Origin of the sequence: Variovorax paradoxus, assembly GCF_024734665.1 — a bacterium.
Taxonomy (GTDB): Bacteria; Pseudomonadota; Gammaproteobacteria; order Burkholderiales; family Burkholderiaceae_C; genus Variovorax.
Map to the genome: position 1 here is coordinate 3,000,401 of NZ_CP102931.1, position 16,127 is coordinate 3,016,527.

Sequence of the window (16,127 nt, forward strand, 5' to 3'; positions counted from 1 at the left end):
CCTCCTCGTTAGTGGCGGGCGACCTCGCAAATGAGGCCGTCGGGTTTCCAGACAAGCGACACGATCGGCAGGCCCGGCGCAAAGTCAGCGATGGCACCGAGCGTGTCCCGGTCCATTTGCGAATGGCTGCCCCCCATGGGATGGGTGTGCCAAGTGCCGATGTAGTGCAGATAGCCCAAGGTGTCGTTGCTTGCCCGGAGCAGTTGCTGCTGAAGCCCTTGGGTGCCGAGCACGAAGCGGCTCGGCTCCCGAATGCTATCGAGGGGGGCATCGATGACTTCGGCGATGACGATGGTTCGGCCAAAGTGGTCGATGTGGCCCAACAGAGCTCCGCCGGTTTCCAGGCGGCCGTATTGGGCAGCCTCGCGGACGATCCCCTCCACCACGTTGGCGCCGACACGAACACTCCAGCCGCCATCCCCTTCGGCTAAAAGCTCAGCAACAGGATCCACAGCGTAAGAACGCCAACTCATCCCGATGCCATCGCGCCCTTCGAGCCCGACCGCAAGCACGGCATGGGCGGGTACACCGCCAAGAAGCCATCTCTCGATCTGCATCGCTACGGTGGCAGCGCTGCGCGAAATGGTGCTGTCCGACATCGGCATGGTGATCGAGCGACAGTTGTCGCCGACGAACACTTCCGCAAGATCGCTTGCATCGCCTCTGATGGTCGTCCCAAGGGCGGGCTCGATGCGGCACAGGCGAAACAACTGTGCCAACAGATCATCGCAGCGTGGTTGACGCGCTGCCCCTTCCAGCAGCACGACCGCGACGGCGCCGCGGTTGTACATCATGCTGCGGACAAAACGGCCAGCAACCTTGGCGAGTGGCCTGCTGTGGGTCGCGGCTACTGCGACTTGCGCAGAAGCCGTCGTATCAAGGATCAATTGCGTGGAGGCATCGGCCACCTGCTCAAGCTTTGCGTCGTCCTCCAATAGCGAGATGATGTCGGCTGACTCGACCTTCACCTGCGCATGTCCAAGGCTCGCAATCAGCCCTCCCAGGTTCAGTGTCTTGTCCGGCGGATCCATGCTGACGGCAGCGTGACGCGCCAGGTTGTGCGGCATCAGAGATTCGTTGTCCACGAGAGTCAGTTGACCGAACCCCGCGCGTCCCAGGTGAAGCGCGATCTTGGAGCCCAGACTTCCACACCCAAGAATGGCAATACGCTGAGCCAAATCCGCCTTTCCAAAACCCGTGGTGTGGGCAAGCAACTTCGGGCTCAGCCGATGCACGTGATACGCGGGCAAGAGTTGCGCCTGTGCGATGTCAGGCTTGGCAGCACTGCATGGCAATCGCAATAGGTAGGGGATGAATTCGATATCCCTGCTTGAACCGATCAAGCGGACGGGGCGACGTGAGGCTAGGACGATACCCACGATAAAGTCACCCGGCCAAGGCCATAGTTTCGGGATGCTGGCCATCATGCTCGACTGCGAACAAATCGACTCGAGCTGCGAGAGCAGAGCTTTCGCATCGATCCCGAGTTCATCCACGCGCTGCGACAGCGAGCTCAAGTCATGGACAGTGTCAGGCTGATAAAGGTCGAAAGCCCTGGCGCTTTCACCTTCCCAAGGCGCCATCGCCACAAGAACAGGCGTATCGCCATGAAAAAGTGGCTTCCTCTGCTCTGCTGAATGCATATCTTGCGTGAACAGCGTGCGCTCGTTCTTGCCCGGAGATAAGCGCACCAAAATGTCATCGCCGATCTGCACGTAACGCGCTGGGATCATTGCCAGAGCACCATTGCGCGGCAGCGTGGCCACCATCGCATCAGCGTCAAAATCGAGCAGCACCTTCGAGTCACCCCTGCGTGTCGGCTCCCAGCCTTGCTGCAAATCCATCAGCTGGCCCGAGGCCGCACGTTCGAGCCAGTTGACAGCCTGATCGACGATGGCCTCGAAACCCGCTGCGTGCAGTAGATCGTTCAACGAGCCTTGGTAAACGCATGGCGGCACCAAGTTGCCCGCCTTGTGCGGATTGATATGAGGTAGTGCTGTCGGGAAGTCCTTGCGCAGGAAAAGAACTGGCCCCTCCATCGGATAGGTGGTCGGAAACCGGAAAATGAGCTCCTCCACAGCTCGTACCCCGGTGGCTGACACCCCGTCTACCGCCCGGCTGGGCAGATTGACGCGGATTTCCGCCGTGACAAAGATGAACGAGTCGATCTGCGCTGGCTCGTGAACCAGATGAACTTGCGGATGGCTGCGAAGCGCAGCCATCGCATCCGCCACGGCAATGGAAGCTTCTGGCAGGGTGGAAATCAGCCGTGCGGCCGAGGCGTTGCAGCTGACCCGATCACGGCGGCGGCCTTGCGGCCGGCCTCCTGCTTGGCCACCTGTTGGACACCCTGAGCGGTCACATTGAAAGTCAACGGCTCAGGCTCTTCCTCGCTGGGGATTTCACCGACGCATTTAAAGCTGCCGTTGGCGTCTTTCGCGATCGACTCGTATTCGCGCTTGGCACGGATGCACGGCGGATCCTTGTCGTCGTTCTTGATGGCGCGCGAACTGGCGACCACCACGGCCCCCGCACGTGTCACCCCCAGGGCGCTTCGTGCATCCGCGCTGACCTCCGCCTTCTCACGCAGCTCTGACCAGCTATCCCAGGACAGCGTGTGCCAGGAGCAGTGGTGCGGCGCGAGCAGCAAGTCGTATTCGAGCACCGCCTGGTTGCTCTTGTGTTTATTCCACAGGCGCTCCCAGATCAGGACTTCGGCATCGCCCGCCACCAGAAAGCGGCAGCCGTCGGAAGTCCTGGCGTCGGCCCCGATCTTCATATTGAGGATCACGCTCGAATGGTTCTTGCCGAGCTTCTCTTCTTCCGCGGCATCTGCCTGCTTGGGCATAGGCGCGAGCAGCGTCGCCGTGAAGTAGCCGGCCTTGTTGGCCGTGTTCACCGTGGAGAAGCTCTCGTCGACCTTCACCAGGATAGGCCCCAGATCGTCGGTCTTGCCACCCTCGTCCTCGCCCATCACAAGGATGCGGTCCCCCTCTTCCACGCCGGCGAAACCTTTGGTCCGATTGACCCCGACCCGGCGCTTCGCCTCCTTGTTGAATGCTTTGGCGTCGTCGCACAGCACGTGCGATTTGTCCGCTCGCCGGTACACCAGCGGCGACGACCAGACCTCGCGAATCACGATCTTCTTCTCCGCATCTGGCTTCTCGTCGTCGGCGTAGTCGGCCAGTGGTCCCAGATGGAAGTGCTTTTGCAGACCGCGGATGTGGTCCTCGTCGGGATGGGTCATCAGAAACGCATCCACATAAGGCCGCTTCTTTGCATCCCGCTTGAGCCGGCCGCGCAAGTCCGACACCACATCACGGTGTTCGCCGTCAGGGTCATCGGCCCCAGCGCGGATATTGATATCGACGAGGATGCTGGTCTGGTCGCTGTCGGCAAGCTGTAGCAGAGTCATGTCGCCGCAGCCGACCGGATGGAAGGTGATTGTTGCCGGCATATTTAACCTTCAGGTTACAAGTATACTTAGTTTATCCAATAAACTGACTTAGGCATAGTAAATTACTGTGTTTTATTCCATGGAATCTCAAAGCGACGCGTCGGAACAGGGGCAAGCACTCCCCCAAGCAGCCTCCTGGAGTCAGGATCGGCGACTGAAATTCATCGAATTTCGGCTGCGCTGGGATGGCCGCGTTAACCGCAGCGATCTGACAGAGTTCTTCGCCATTTCCAGCCCTCAGGCTTCCGCTGATCTGGCGAAGTACAACGAAGCCGCCCCCATGAACTTGGCCTACGACCTCAAAGCCAAGTCGTACATGAGGGGGGAAGGGTTTGCGCCCCTGTACGCGCGTAGCGCGCTGGGCGCGTACCTGAATGAACTGTTCGCGTTGTCCACTGACGTGATCGAGCCAAAGGCCAGTTTCATCGGCTGGCGCCCGGATGTCGCCGTGGCGCCAACCCCGCGCCGGCTGTTGGACGAGCGTGCACTATCCGTCATCTTGCAAGCGATACGCGAGCAGCGGCGTGCAACCATCGTTTACCAAGGCATGAAGCGGCCGGAGCCGGTGGAGCGGGAGATCTCCCCTCATGCGCTTGGATTCGACGGATTTCGATGGCACGTCCGGGCCTATTGCCACCTGCGCGAGAAGTACCAAGACTTCGTCCTTGGTCGCATGGCCGACGCTTCCCTTTCTGAGCATGCTTGGACCTCGGGGGCGGAAGACAAGCAGTGGAACCATTTCCTGACGCTCGAAATTGGTCCTCATCCGGAACTGTCGGTGGCCGCCAAGCGTGCAATCGGGATGGAATATGGAATGGTCGACAACAGGCTTGAACTGACCTGTCGAGAGGCCCTGCTTTTCTACGCATTGCGCCGACTCGGCCTGCAGGCACCGCAAGAAGCAATCGAGGCAGCGCCCGCGCAGCAGATTGTCCTGCTCAATAGGAACGCGCTGCAACCCTACCTAAACCACCTGCAAGGAGGGGGATAAACCCGAGCGTCGCGCATGCGTGGAGGCATGAACTCGCTCGTTGAATGCACGAGGCAACTGACCTCGTTGAGCGCACCGCCCCCCGAGTCGGTCGTTGCCAGCCAAGAAGCAGCCTGTGCTTGGCGTATCTGCACTGCGCACAGCAGAGACTGGGGAAAAAGCGCGCACCGGTCCATTGCCCAAGAAGCCCGGCAGCCCATCCAGCCGGTGGATCGCTAGGCACGGCCCTGCCCTCAGCCTCATCGCTGTAAGACGACATTGCACAAACAATCCAGTACTGTCCTTAGACCTATGGGGAAGCGCAAACCGGAGCCATTTCCTCCACCAAAGCTAGCACCACGGAGCGACCAAAATGTCCATCTCCATCGAGTTTCGCCACAATCTTTCAATAGCTCATCTTTCTGCCGCAGCACTCTTCGCCAGCCAATGCCGCTCTCTCGAGGCAACCGCCGGAACAACCCATTTCGATAGTCCCGAGCGCCGTCAACACAATGCGTGTGCGATATCTGCAGTCATCGTGGCAGTTGCATTCCTTGAGGCAACGATCAACGAGCTCTTCGCGGATTGTGCCGAGGCCCCACCCAGAGAGCGGGTGCAGGCGATCGCCTCGAAAGGGTTGCTTGGGCGCCTATGGGCGAAAGGAATCCCGCGTACCGCTGCCTATTCGATAACGGAAAAGTACGAGATCGCTCTGGAACTCAGCGGAAGTCTCTCCATGGATCGCGGTGCCCTGCCCTACCAAGACGTCAAGCTTCTAATCGAACTTCGGAATGCGTTGATTCATTTCGAACCAGAAACGATCACGGGCAGTTGGGATACACAGCCGCAGCGCGCCCACAAGTCCGAAAAGCGCTTGAGGGGAAAGTTCGATGAGAACGCGCTCGCAGGACCGGGCAACCCCTTCTATCCCGACAAGCTTCTAGGGGCGGGTTGTGCTGCATGGTCGGTGAAGTCAGCTGTTGCTTTTGCGGATGAGTTTTTTCAGAAGCTCGGTATCGAAGCCACGTACGCGCATGCTCGCTCCGCCTATCTTCCGATCTGACAATTACTCCAGCCCATCAGCTCGAAATGAATGACCAGCCACTGTTCGGCGCGCAGACAATCCACGCAGTTCGCCCTCGACATGAAACCAATCCAGGCGCTCCTGCTCCAGCCGAACACCGCGCTCCTCTTCCCATCCGTCCCAGTCGTTAGCCAGGAGCGCCTCATACAAGGCTCGTTCTTCGGGCGACAGCCGCGCCCTGTTTGCTTGGCGATTCGCCTGGGATTCAGTTACCCACCTTGACCGATATCGTTGCAAAGTGCTGTAGTCCATCAGCACAGACCGTATGCTCGGGAAAGTCGCCCTCGCCAAGGAGAGAATTTCCAGCCCATCCGTATCGATATCGCCCCAGTAGAAGGTATCGGTACAGTGGATCCAGGAAATCTCTGCCGCCACTGACACAGCGCGACCAAGACCGACAACCGCGACCGTCGACTCAAGATCCGGCAAGCTGTGTGCTGAGATCACGTTCTCGAGAAAGAGCGTCGCCCGTGGTGCCCAAGGGATTGCGGACAACTCAACCACGGGTGCGTAGAAATCCCGCATGTTGCCAACAACGCCCCGCAGGTCAGGGTCCAACACCATGACTCGAACGCGTGTTGCTGGTGCGCGCAAACCGCACAGGCGCAGGAAATCCTTCTCCGTTTCACCGCTTACATCCACATCGCCTCGAAGTAGGCCGACAAGCATCGCGATAGCGCGTCGCTGGCCGCCCTCGACCCACTTCGTGTCGATACCGACAACAGGCAACTGCCGCAGGTACAAGCCGCTTCGAGGATTGGCAACGATCCATGCGGTCACGGCGAGCAGGCGATCCACATCCGCATCGGTAGCTTTGCTCAGCCAATCGTAGAGCCGCCCCAGCCCGGATGCCGGCGTCAACTGCGGCCAGCGCTCCATCAGCGCAGCTCTACGCCTCTGAACACCATCCCATGCACTGACATCACCGGTGAAGTCCGCAACCGCGCGTGGAGAGTCGAACTCGATCCTCACGGGCATTGTCTGACTGCCGATGCCCCGCATCAGGAAGGTTTCGCGACCCAGCCGAACGCCTGGCGGCAGACGTGTCGCCGTCCATGCGGAGGTCCATTTCGTCACACCATCGAGGCCGGCCCGGATGTCCGCTGCGGTCGGCGGTTCCAAACCCCGCGTCAGGGGCCATGTTCCCCCACCGTCAATCCAGGTGCGCCGCTGGTTGGTCAAGCGCTGGCTGGCCCAGGAGCGGACATCAGGTGGCGAGAGCATCGTCCACCTTCGCTTTGTTTGCCCCCATTGGACTGTAGTCAACCCGACCGGAGGCTTCGTCATACCGAAGGGGCACAGCGTTCGACCGATCGCCACGCTTGGCATAGACCCACACGGCTCCCCCCACATAGGGCTCGATGGTCTGCACCATCTTTCCGGGAGTCGCGACAATGATCTGAAATCCGAGCGAGCGAAAAACGTTCAGCGCCGCCTCGGTGAAGTCCGGATCCGAACGGTCGAATGCCTCGTCAACCACGACCGTCGCAAACTGAGGAACTGTTCCACCAGGATTGGCAAGCTGATAACGCAAGGCCGCAGCCATGCAGGTCGCGGCCAGTTTTTGCTTCTGCCCACCAGACTTGCCGTCGCTTCCGCTATAGACCTGCTCCACCTGATCAGTCCCATCGACGATTTCATGGGCGTCGAACTGCACGTGCTGGCGAACATCCAGAACACGCGTTCGCCATCGGATGTCCTCGGACTTGTCGCTGCCTAGGCGCTCGGCAATCTTGCGAAGACGTGCGAAACGAGTTCTTGCGGCTTCGGGGCCATCCACATTGATGACCTCGCTCATCGCAATCGCCAGTTCCCGTCGAAAAGTCTTCGAATCTTCGTGCTCGCAGTCGACCCGATGCAGGAACAGGTGTGTCCCTTCGTTGTATGCCGTGTGCTCCAGACTGTCGTTGACGGCCAGAAGGCGCTTAGCCATGTCGGCGCGTTCACTGGTCAGACTCTGGGAGAGCAGGGTGAGCTGATGGCTATTGTGTTCCTGCAGTTGCTCAAGAAAGCGTTCCCAGGTGCGGGAGACACCTTCCATAAGCAAGTTTGTGAGGTGCTGGTCAAAGAAGTCGAAGCTGTCGAGAACAGGATCATGACCTTTGGTTGCAGCCTTCCATTCGGTCCTCGCGCAAAACACTGCGAGCGCTTTAGTAATCTCGCCTTTCTGCTCCGCTTGAACCGCCTCGTTCTTGCGAACGGCTCCGTTTGCTTCTTCTCTGAGCCAGGCCAATTCGCGATCGTAGTTCTCCGGTGTGCTTTCGTTGGTTCGGCGGCCTCGCATCTCATCGATAGCTTGTTGTTGCGTGGGGGTGAGCTCAATGACAGGCAGAACTCCAAGCCTTTGACGTTCCGACTCCCATTTCTCGATTTGTTTCGCTGCAGCCTCAACGATGCCGTGCTGGTCCGCCCAATTCCTCTGAGCTTTCTGCTTGTCCTCGAAAGTCCTTTTCACCGCGGCCTGTAACTGCTCGAGTTGCGGACTGTCTTGTTTCAGAGACTCGATCTGCGACTCGACCTCGAGAATTGCCTGACGCGCACGAGCCTCGTCCATGGTGTGCCAGAACAATCCACTGATTGCTACAAATGCCTGAAGACGACGACCTGATTCATTTGCCGCGGCTTCATGTTCATCGATGGCAACCTGGGCATCGCCCAGTTTCCGATTGATATCCTGTAGCTGCTGATGCAAGGCCTCCGCTCGAGCTGAGGTGTCAGTCCCCAGCACCCATCGCGTTTTTTCATTGATCGACGACCGGTCATCCTTCAGGTAGTTCTCGCCTGCCCGCTTGATCTGCCCATTCAAGGTCAGCGACCGCGGGTAGGCGTCCATTTCGTCCGGCGACTCGACGCAAGCGTAGTCAAACTGGCGATGCACCTCATTCACCAACCAGCGGTTGAATTCGTGATCGGCAACATCAATCTTTCCAGCTGCGTTAGCCGGCAAGCGAGCGCGTATCGACTCGACCACAGGCCGGACGGGTCGATAGGTCAGGCGGCCCCTCAAATGCCTTCGATCAACAAGACGCCGCACCTCATCCAACAAATCCGAGGGGACCAACATCGTGACGCCAAAGCCTCCCACGAGCCGCTCCAGCGCGCCTTGCCATTGCTTGTCCTGCGTCTTGACCGACAACAGTTCGGCGGCAAACGGAAAGGTGTCATCGTCGACGTCGAGTGCTTTCGCCAGCATGCTCCGAATATCTTGCTGCTCCACCGGCACGTTGGATCGAGGAGCCTTTGCCAGCGCCGCCAGTTGGCCTTGAACCGAGCTCTGCAATGGTTGCCATATGGCCTTGACTCCCACAGCCTCCTGGAAGCGACTGGTATCGAGTCTGAGGCCGCTGTCCATAGCCACTACCGCTTCAGATTGGAGCTGAGCGAATTCTTCCTCGGTTGCCGGAACCGGGCGCTTCAAGGTCCCGCAGGCCTGTTCCAGGCTTTGGCGCTGCAGTTTCGCGTCCTTGCTGAGCGCTTGCGCCTGCTCCAGGTCCTCGCTCAAGCGCCGCAGGTCTCTACCGCCACCTAAGGCTTCCTGGCGAATAGCCTCCGCATGCAGTCCCTCTACTGACTGAAGTGCGGTTGCCCGTGACGCCAACAGCGAACGCTTTGCCCCAAGAATCGGCCCCGCTTGCGCGATGGCCTGGTCATGAACTGCGATGCCCAGCGGCACCGCGAAAAGCTGAACGCCGGTAGCGATTTCCCTGAGCCGGCTCTCCTCCAGTTGCAACGCGTCCAGTCGTTGGCGAGCCTCTCGTGCCGGCATGAGGACATCACGCTGCTCCGTCGCGGTCATCCAGTCCGCGTGTGCTTCGCTTAGTTTCTGGAACTGATTGACGACATCCTTGGCGACCTCGAAGGTACCTGGCTCGTCGAGCATGAATTCGCGCAGGAACGCGGTGATGCTGTCCACGCTCTTGGTCGACTGGGTCTTGTGCAGCAGCAGAAGCGCCATATCGTCGCGAATGCTTAGCGCCCTTGTGAACGCTGCCATATAGCGCGAAAAAGCCTCGTAGGGCTCCACGCCGGCGGACTTCAATGCGCGATGCAGCCGTGTGGTGTCGAAGTCGGAATCAGCGAAGAAGTCGAGTTCGTGGATGTCAAACTCGCGCTCCGCGATCAGATAGCGGCGGTGCAAGTCATTGCTGGCACCTCGGACCCAATACAGGTGCACAAGGGTCACCACTTTGCCCACCTTGTTGCGATAAACCTCGGCGATCGCGGACCAAGTGGTGTTGGCTCTCAGGACCTTTGCAATGCCACGTCCGTCCTCGCCTTGAGCAGTACCCCAGACGCCACGTACGTAGTTCAACACTGATCGATCATCAGCCGTCTTTCCCGAGTCGCGTGACGCCTGATTGAGGCGCAGACGCTGCGGTGGTGTCAGCAATACCGAATGGGCATCGAAGATGGTGGATTTTCCGGACCCGGAGTGGCCGACGAAGAGTTGTCCCTTCTCCGGCACGTCCAAGGTCAGCAGGCCGTGGTACGTCCCCCAGTCTTTGAGCTGGATGCGGCTGAGTCGAAATTGCCTGCTTCGCTCCTGATCCACAAGAGTTTTCGCTGTCGTTGCATCTACAGATCCTGGGGTTTCTAAGACCGATATCTCAAGCTGCTGCAAGACCTTGTCGATCGTGCTCATCTACGCTCCCCCCGCTCCAGTCGAAGTCGCTCATAAGTCCTTGTGAGTGCTTCCAGCTGTTCGGCCGGTAGCAGCAGTGCCAGCGTCGGTGACACCTCGAACCGGTCCGAGCTTCCTGGAATGGGCCGAAGAATGCTGACCTTCTTGAGCGCCTCGACGACTGCCGCACACTTTTTGGCAAAGCTGGCCTTGTCACTTTTGGTGGGGTCCTCGTATGCCCCCAGGTCCGCGATGAGTTCCGCCCCCCCGATCACGGCGCGCTGGCCCGCCGCCGAGGCGCTGGCCAAGGCAGCCCGCAGGATCAACAGTCCGGCAGACTGAAGGAAAGTCAAGGGTTGACGTCGAAGCAGAATCGGAATGTCCGTCTCTCCATGCTGAGGAACCTGGCGTACGAAGGCGACTTGGTTCTCCTCATCGAGAGTCAGTTCGAGGAACATGTCACTCAGACGTGACCGAAGCACCGCCTCGTCACGTTTGAGAACCAGCCACAACTTAGGCTGGCGTTCGCCGTCCACGCTTGGCCCTGCGAGCAGCGCGACGAGCGCACGCCTGGTCTCTCCTCTCAACTCTCCACGGTCACCAGGAAACAGGACACGATCAGACGTCAGGGGAGTGTCATCTGCTGCTGCTTGAGCCCCCGGCAGTTCCGAATCCAGAACCAGATCGCCACTGACCATGAATTCGTCCGAGGCGGCATCACCATCGGTCAAATCCGGTTCATCCTCTGACGCGCCCTCCGGCGACTCCGCCACCACCTCCTGTTTGCGCAGGAAAGCAGGTATGTCTCGCAGCTCCATTCACCCTCCTCCTTTCAGGCCATCATTTGATGGCATCGATGCATTCTTTTGTCACCGTATACCGTGGCGCCCATGCGGCACGCAGTTCGCCGTCCATACCGACCCACTGCAGCAATTCCGAGTCCTTCTCGGCCTTGCCGTGTCTGATGGTCAGTTGGAGGTAGCCGAGCACGGTGCCCAGTCCCTGGGTCGCGGGGTATGCCTTCAGAAAGTCCCCTGTACTTGCGTGTCCCATCGCACCCAAATACTCTCTGACGTTTGTCTTGATCGCACGCATGTCGACTTCCGCTCGCAAGACCATCAATCGAAGTTCCTCAGGTGAGGCCAGTTCCGGTACGTGATCTTCGATCCGTGTGGCGACTGCGGAGACAGCAGGATCGTGCAGCGACCATTGGGACAGCGACCGTACTGCGGCACTTGTGCGGTCGAAATTGAAGCCAATCTCTTCATTGGCACGCACGTGTCCGATCAATGCAGTTGCAGCTCTGTGAGCCTGGCTGACCAATTGCATGATGCGGCGCTGCTGCGCATACTCGCGACTGCGAACGTAGGCATGCAGACCGGAGACAAATCGTCCGCGCACCTCGTGAACATCCGTCGCCTGTGCGAGCAGGCGCGCCTTGAGGGTCTCCAGTGCCAACCGCTCGTCGAATGACAGCTTTGCCGCGAAGGACCTGTTGGCCAAGGCGTGTGCCGTCTCTTCGAAGATGGTGACTTCCGAGGCATCCATCAAAAGATTCCAGAACGCCTGGAATGCGCGGCCTGCATCGGTTTCACGGATGATGTCGATTCCGTCCAGAAGCTGCTCCACGAGCTCCCGTCGCGAGCCTTCATGCTGGAGAAGCCGCTTGCGAAGATCCAGGTGAATGACTTCGAACTGATCGCGCACCCGATCGAAGTCTCCCTGCAACTGATCGGCCTGGCCGATAATTTCCCGAGCCCACTCGGCCGCCCGGTCCTCGTCGATGGAAACCATCCGGCCTGCCTCGGTCTCCTGAATCCGATACTCGATGGCCGCTTTCTCTGCATAGAGCGAGGCCAATCGCGCCTGCGGATTGTCATCGGTGAGCTGATCGAGCTGTCGCATGAGTGAGCGGACCGACGCCAAGCGGCTCTCCATACGAAGGCTGCCGGTGGTGTCTGTCACGCTCGGGCGCCAGCCCTCGACGACTCGAAGTGCGCTGCCCGCAGCAACGGTCAGGCTGTAGTGCTCCTCTTGCGCGCCCTGAGGGAAGTCACGCCGCAGCCAGCCGTTTGCCACCCAATCAGCCGCATATCCCTGCGCTGGCTGGGATGGCTCAACTCCAGCGGCACGCAGGGACTCCAGGAGCAAGTCAAGCTTCGCATGCAGCGCTGCAGCACTCACCTGCCGGCTACCAGTAGCGGGGAAAAGCCCCAGCAGGCAAGTGCAAATCAGGGGTGCGGTATCGGCGCCGAGCAGCTTCCACCCAGCTGCCTCCCTCGATCGTTTGAGATCCTGAAACTGCGCAACAGTTGATGCTTCGCTCATTGCAGTGACTTTGCCAACTTTGTTGCAGACGCGTTGATGCAGCGCACTGAGCGCCGCAATTACTCCCGATGCTGAATGGCTTGTTACTTGATTACGAGGTTCACAGTATCCATGAATGCCGAAGAGGCGATTCAACCATTGCTGACGCCGTTTTGGATCGAGGGGTTCATCAAGCGCATCGCATGTAACCCAAGGGCGAGTCCATGCTCAAGCTGCGCAATCGCAAACAGCTCGAAACTTCCAGTTGAAAGACACCGTCGAAGGACGCCGTGATCGAAGCCATGGCCAATAGTGACGTCGAAGTCGCCATCGCCGCGTCGGATCGTCTAATGGATTTCGTCGGCCGCATGTTCGAAATGCTTGAGCGTGACGTCGCCCCCAGCACTCTCGACTGTAGTCTGTATGGCGACTACGGCTATCTGATGCTGAACGATAGGGAAAGCTGACGCGGTGGCTCAGCACTCTTCAGGACGCGGGGCGTAGGCTCGCCGTTTCGCTTTTCCGTCGGGTAACGCAAAGGTCGATCTCCGTCGCGATGCGAACCCTCCCGGTGGCTTGCCCAGTCAAGCAGCGCCGCCAAGCACACCAAACACCGAGGCCATTGGCACGCACGTGATGTCTAGGTGTCCGGACTTGGTTGGCGTGCTCGATAACTAGGCTCCCGGCATGCATAGAGAGGGAGAATGCCCCACGTGGATAACTTCCAGCCGAGCGCGTTGAGGCGGGGTCATAGCTTCTTGGTCGCTACGAGCGAGAGACCACCGGCGAAACCAGAAGCGAGACGTCAACGTCCAAGGCGTACGCAAGGCGCTCTAGGTTGTCGATCGAGATATTCCTCTCCTCCCTCTCGACGGACCCTATGAACGTTCGATGAAGCCCGGCAGCCTCGGCAAGCTGCTCTTGGGAGATGCGGCGTTCCGCGCGGATGACACGTAGATGGAACGCCACCCTTTGCCTTGCACTCTGCGTTCTTGGTTGAGGTTGACCCATGCACCAAGAATCCCTCGCCTAGCATTTTTTATCGACAGCGCTAAGATATCTATTAGATGCGTTTAAGTAGCACAATAGCTTATCGAGCAGTAATCCGCAGTGTCCGCATAGCTTGTTGAATTGCTTGGACGTCAGATCAACAAGACACTCGCGACCAAGCTTCACATTGGGTTGCGACCTATAGGGTTCATTTTTAATGTTTATGACGATGGATTCCCATGAGGTCAGAATCTCCTCCATGCTGGCCGGTCCCGGTGCGAAATGCTGGAGGGCAGTCCAATTGAACTTGACGATTCCTGCCTTTTTTCCGACCTGGGTGGTGCGAGAAGACGACCTCGAGATCTCGGAGCGTGCGTTATTGATTTATGAGAGCGATTTCCTTGATCTCTTCGAGAGCGTGGGGCCGCAGTCGCTGCGGCACGTTCAGTATCTGGCGCCGACGGAGAGCGATCCCGATCGCTGGCAAATTCGAGACATTCGGAAGATCTGGTCAGCGACCAGCGCCGATGCCGATCAAGTCGACCTTCTGGTCCTTGAAGATGAGAACGGAGCGCAGTTCACACACTACGGCATGCGCACTTCGTTCAGCATTCGGCATCAGATCTGGCCGGTCAACTGAACATGGAAATCCCGCTCCTGCTGGCCCTCGCCGTCGTCTTGGTTCTCTTCTACTGGGTCTGGATCGCGTCCCCGCGCTCCATTCAGACCGGGCGTGAGCAACTGCTCCGGGCGCAAAGCCAGGCATCCGGTGCGACCTTCTTCCCGGTCGATCCGCGCCGCATGCTGGGCGATTGGGATGGAACCTGCATCCTGTTCGATCCGGATGCCCGCAAGGCCTGCATCGTCGTTTGCGGAAAGAAGGCCTGGACGGTCGACTTCGAGTACTTCAACACTTGGCAGCTCAAGTGGACTGAATATCCTGGGAATCCGGTCTTTCGCTTTCAGCACGTGCACTTCCTCTTCGAGACCAGTGACTTCGAGCGCCCGACGATCCGCGTCGCCGTGCCCTCCAGGTCCGATGGCGAGGCATGGAACGCCAAGCTTTCGATCCTGATGCCCTGAATGCACTGCTGAAGAAATGGACCTACCGACGTGAAGCTGCTCATCCTTTCGGACCTTCACCTCGAGTTCGGCTCCTTTCTAGTCCCGCAGGTCGACTGCGACGCAGTGATCCTTGCTGGGGACATCTTCGTTCCCGGTTCCAAGGCCATGCGCTGGGCCCGGCGGGAGGGGAACTTTGGGGAGACGGTCCCCATCGTCTTCGTGCCCGGCAACCATGAGTTCTACGAAGGTGTACTCCAGACCTCGCTCAAGGAAATGGCGCTCACCGCGAGTTCGTGCAACGTGCATCTCCTGGCCCCCGGCGAGGCCGTGATCGCCGGCGTCCGTTTTCTGGGCTGCACGCTGTGGACAGACTTCGAACTGCCGATCCAGACCAAGACAGGGGCGCTGGTAGACACCGAACGGACCATGAAGGCGGCCAAGGTCCGTCTCAACGACTACTCATCGATCCGGTGGGCCGAGGCGCAGGAATCATCCGACGCACCCGTGGTAGCAGCCAAGTCAAGAAAGCGCCGCCTGGTACCCGAGGACACACTGGCGCTCCACCAGCGTGACCGCGCCTGGCTGGCCCAGAAGCTGGCCGAGCCCTTCGACGGGCCAACGGTGGTTGTGACCCACCACGCCCCGCACCGAAACTCTCTCGCGCGGCACTATCAGTCCGACTGGCTGTCCGCATCTTTTGTGAGCGAGCTCCCAAGTTCCTTCTTCGAAGTGCCGTCACTCTGGGTGCATGGCCACATCCACGAGAGCTTTGACTATCAAGTCGGCAACTGCCGGGTGGTGTGCAATCCCCGTGGGTATTTGCAGCATGGCCGCGGCCTGGAGAACAAGCAGTTCAACCCCGAGTTCATGGTAGAGCTATGAGTGACATCCAGTCATCTACCCGCACGATCCAGCAAGTGCTGGCTGCCGCGACTGCGGTCTCGGGTGAGGACCTCGAGGCGGTCATCCACTGGTACAGGAACGAGCCACTCGCGCTGTTTGATAACAGGACCGCCGAGTCGCTGGTAGCCGAAGGGCGAGCCGCTGATGTGCTCCATCTTCTTGAGTCCTTCCAGGCCGGGTTTGTTGGATGATGAGGTCCTGCGCTTGCCGTCTACCCATGGCAGAAGCGACGCTGACCCATGATGCCTTTGGCAGCACGGCTGATTCCAGCGATTTGCTGTTTCTGGATATCGATGGTGTTCTCCATCCTGTCGGCGTGGACTACTCGTTCAGCAGCAGGTTCTTCAGCCATTTGCCGCGGCTGGAAGCGCTTCTTCGAGAGTTCGAGTCTGTCGACGTCATCATCTCGTCGGATTGGCGACTGGCCGAGAGCATCGAACAACTGCAGCGGTATTTCAGCGCAGACATCCAGCATCGGATCATCGGAGCGACGCCGCAGATTGCCCCCTGTGTAGCGGTCCACCACCGGCGCCAGTTGGAAATCCAGGCCTGGCTCGATGGGAATGGCCGCAGCGACGCGGAATGGGTCGCGCTTGACGATTGGCCCTCGAGCTTCGAAGCGGGCTTCGCGCGGCTCGTGCTCACCGATCCCGAGCGTGCATTCGATCAAGACAGCTTCCAGGAACTGCGCTCGCACTTCCTGCGGTTCGCGGCTGGACGATGAACCGCC

15 protein-coding genes are annotated in these 16,127 nt (G+C 59.4%); 8 read left to right on the forward strand and 7 right to left on the reverse strand.

Features of this window, described 5'->3' with window-relative positions; translation table 11 throughout:
- Positions 1-8 precede the first annotated feature (8 nt).
- Both NWF24_RS14110 and NWF24_RS14115 read right to left on the reverse strand, forming a co-directional pair.
- Entirely contained in the window at positions 9-2,222 is a 2,214-nt protein-coding gene (locus NWF24_RS14110; RefSeq protein ID WP_258354687.1) for a ThiF family adenylyltransferase, read from the reverse strand.
- 41 nt (positions 2,223-2,263) lie between these two features.
- The gene (locus NWF24_RS14115; protein WP_258354688.1) at positions 2,264-3,457 is read right to left on the reverse strand and encodes a metallohydrolase; all 1,194 of its coding nucleotides are present in this window, start codon (positions 3,455-3,457) and stop codon (positions 2,264-2,266) included.
- A 79-nt stretch (positions 3,458-3,536) separates the two neighbouring features.
- Between NWF24_RS14115 and NWF24_RS14120 the strand changes: the two genes are divergently transcribed.
- Complete coding sequence (locus tag NWF24_RS14120) at positions 3,537-4,448, forward strand: helix-turn-helix transcriptional regulator (protein WP_258354689.1); 912 nt, start codon at positions 3,537-3,539, stop codon at positions 4,446-4,448.
- Positions 4,449-4,800: 352 nt separating this feature from the next.
- The gene (locus NWF24_RS14125) at positions 4,801-5,490 is read left to right on the forward strand and encodes a hypothetical protein (RefSeq protein ID WP_258354690.1); all 690 of its coding nucleotides are present in this window, start codon (positions 4,801-4,803) and stop codon (positions 5,488-5,490) included.
- A gap of 3 nt (positions 5,491-5,493) precedes the next feature.
- Here NWF24_RS14125 and NWF24_RS14130 read toward each other — a convergent pair whose 3' ends face one another.
- Genes NWF24_RS14130 through NWF24_RS14145 form a run of 4 tightly spaced genes read right to left on the reverse strand, consistent with a single transcriptional unit; the run spans position 5,494 to position 12,460 of the window.
- Positions 5,494-6,735 (reverse strand): Wadjet anti-phage system protein JetD domain-containing protein, encoded by a 1,242-nt coding sequence (locus NWF24_RS14130; protein ID WP_258354691.1) that lies wholly within the window; start codon positions 6,733-6,735, stop codon positions 5,494-5,496.
- Positions 6,719-10,153: an ATP-binding protein gene (locus NWF24_RS14135; RefSeq protein WP_258354692.1), complete on the reverse strand. Its 3,435-nt coding sequence runs from the start codon at positions 10,151-10,153 to the stop codon at positions 6,719-6,721. The genes NWF24_RS14130 and NWF24_RS14135 overlap by 17 nt, the downstream gene beginning before the upstream one ends.
- Positions 10,150-10,950 carry a DUF4194 domain-containing protein gene (locus tag NWF24_RS14140; RefSeq protein WP_258354693.1) on the reverse strand — a complete coding sequence of 267 codons (801 nt, stop codon included), beginning with the start codon at positions 10,948-10,950 and terminating at the stop codon, positions 10,150-10,152. Before NWF24_RS14140 ends, NWF24_RS14135 begins: the two co-directional genes overlap by 4 nt.
- Before the next feature lie 22 nt (positions 10,951-10,972).
- Positions 10,973-12,460 carry a DUF3375 domain-containing protein gene (locus tag NWF24_RS14145; RefSeq protein ID WP_258354694.1) on the reverse strand — a complete coding sequence of 496 codons (1,488 nt, stop codon included), beginning with the start codon at positions 12,458-12,460 and terminating at the stop codon, positions 10,973-10,975.
- 269 nt (positions 12,461-12,729) lie between these two features.
- Here NWF24_RS14145 and NWF24_RS14150 point away from each other — a divergent pair, with 269 nt between their 5' ends.
- Positions 12,730-12,906: a hypothetical protein gene (locus NWF24_RS14150; RefSeq protein WP_258354695.1), complete on the forward strand. Its 177-nt coding sequence runs from the start codon at positions 12,730-12,732 to the stop codon at positions 12,904-12,906.
- A gap of 298 nt (positions 12,907-13,204) precedes the next feature.
- Here the strand turns inward: NWF24_RS14150 and NWF24_RS14155 are convergent, their stop codons facing one another.
- A complete protein-coding gene (locus NWF24_RS14155; RefSeq protein ID WP_258354696.1) occupies positions 13,205-13,450 on the reverse strand; it encodes a helix-turn-helix domain-containing protein in 246 nt (81 codons plus the stop codon).
- A gap of 238 nt (positions 13,451-13,688) precedes the next feature.
- Between NWF24_RS14155 and NWF24_RS14160 the strand changes: the two genes are divergently transcribed.
- The 5 genes from NWF24_RS14160 to NWF24_RS14180 are packed head-to-tail and all read left to right on the forward strand — an operon-like array spanning position 13,689 to position 16,121.
- Positions 13,689-14,069, forward strand: a complete 381-nt coding sequence (locus tag NWF24_RS14160; protein ID WP_258354697.1) for a hypothetical protein — start codon at positions 13,689-13,691, stop codon at positions 14,067-14,069.
- A 2-nt stretch (positions 14,070-14,071) separates the two neighbouring features.
- A complete protein-coding gene (locus NWF24_RS14165; RefSeq protein ID WP_258354698.1) occupies positions 14,072-14,512 on the forward strand; it encodes a hypothetical protein in 441 nt (146 codons plus the stop codon).
- A 30-nt stretch (positions 14,513-14,542) separates the two neighbouring features.
- On the forward strand, positions 14,543-15,376 hold the full coding sequence (locus NWF24_RS14170; RefSeq protein ID WP_258354699.1) for a metallophosphoesterase: 834 nt from the start codon (positions 14,543-14,545) through the stop codon (positions 15,374-15,376).
- A complete protein-coding gene (locus NWF24_RS14175; RefSeq protein ID WP_258354700.1) occupies positions 15,373-15,588 on the forward strand; it encodes a hypothetical protein in 216 nt (71 codons plus the stop codon). The genes NWF24_RS14170 and NWF24_RS14175 overlap by 4 nt, the downstream gene beginning before the upstream one ends.
- Positions 15,589-15,614: 26 nt before the next feature.
- The gene (locus NWF24_RS14180; protein WP_258354701.1) at positions 15,615-16,121 is read left to right on the forward strand and encodes an HAD domain-containing protein; all 507 of its coding nucleotides are present in this window, start codon (positions 15,615-15,617) and stop codon (positions 16,119-16,121) included.
- Positions 16,122-16,127 lie beyond the last annotated feature (6 nt).

Coding starts and splice junctions, on each gene's coding strand:
- NWF24_RS14110 (WP_258354687.1), bottom strand. CDS start 2,222: ATGGCTGCGCTTCGCAGCCATCCGCAAGTTCATCTGGTTCACGAGCCA.
- NWF24_RS14115 (WP_258354688.1), bottom strand. CDS start 3,457: ATGCCGGCAACAATCACCTTCCATCCGGTCGGCTGCGGCGACATGACT.
- NWF24_RS14120 (WP_258354689.1), top strand. CDS start 3,537: ATGGAATCTCAAAGCGACGCGTCGGAACAGGGGCAAGCACTCCCCCAA.
- NWF24_RS14125 (WP_258354690.1), top strand. CDS start 4,801: ATGTCCATCTCCATCGAGTTTCGCCACAATCTTTCAATAGCTCATCTT.
- NWF24_RS14130 (WP_258354691.1), bottom strand. CDS start 6,735: ATGCTCTCGCCACCTGATGTCCGCTCCTGGGCCAGCCAGCGCTTGACC.
- NWF24_RS14135 (WP_258354692.1), bottom strand. CDS start 10,153: ATGAGCACGATCGACAAGGTCTTGCAGCAGCTTGAGATATCGGTCTTA.
- NWF24_RS14140 (WP_258354693.1), bottom strand. CDS start 10,950: ATGGAGCTGCGAGACATACCTGCTTTCCTGCGCAAACAGGAGGTGGTG.
- NWF24_RS14145 (WP_258354694.1), bottom strand. CDS start 12,460: ATGAGCGAAGCATCAACTGTTGCGCAGTTTCAGGATCTCAAACGATCG.
- NWF24_RS14155 (WP_258354696.1), bottom strand. CDS start 13,450: ATGGGTCAACCTCAACCAAGAACGCAGAGTGCAAGGCAAAGGGTGGCG.
- NWF24_RS14160 (WP_258354697.1), top strand. CDS start 13,689: ATGCTGGCCGGTCCCGGTGCGAAATGCTGGAGGGCAGTCCAATTGAAC.
- NWF24_RS14165 (WP_258354698.1), top strand. CDS start 14,072: ATGGAAATCCCGCTCCTGCTGGCCCTCGCCGTCGTCTTGGTTCTCTTC.
- NWF24_RS14175 (WP_258354700.1), top strand. CDS start 15,373: ATGAGTGACATCCAGTCATCTACCCGCACGATCCAGCAAGTGCTGGCT.
- NWF24_RS14180 (WP_258354701.1), top strand. CDS start 15,615: ATGGCAGAAGCGACGCTGACCCATGATGCCTTTGGCAGCACGGCTGAT.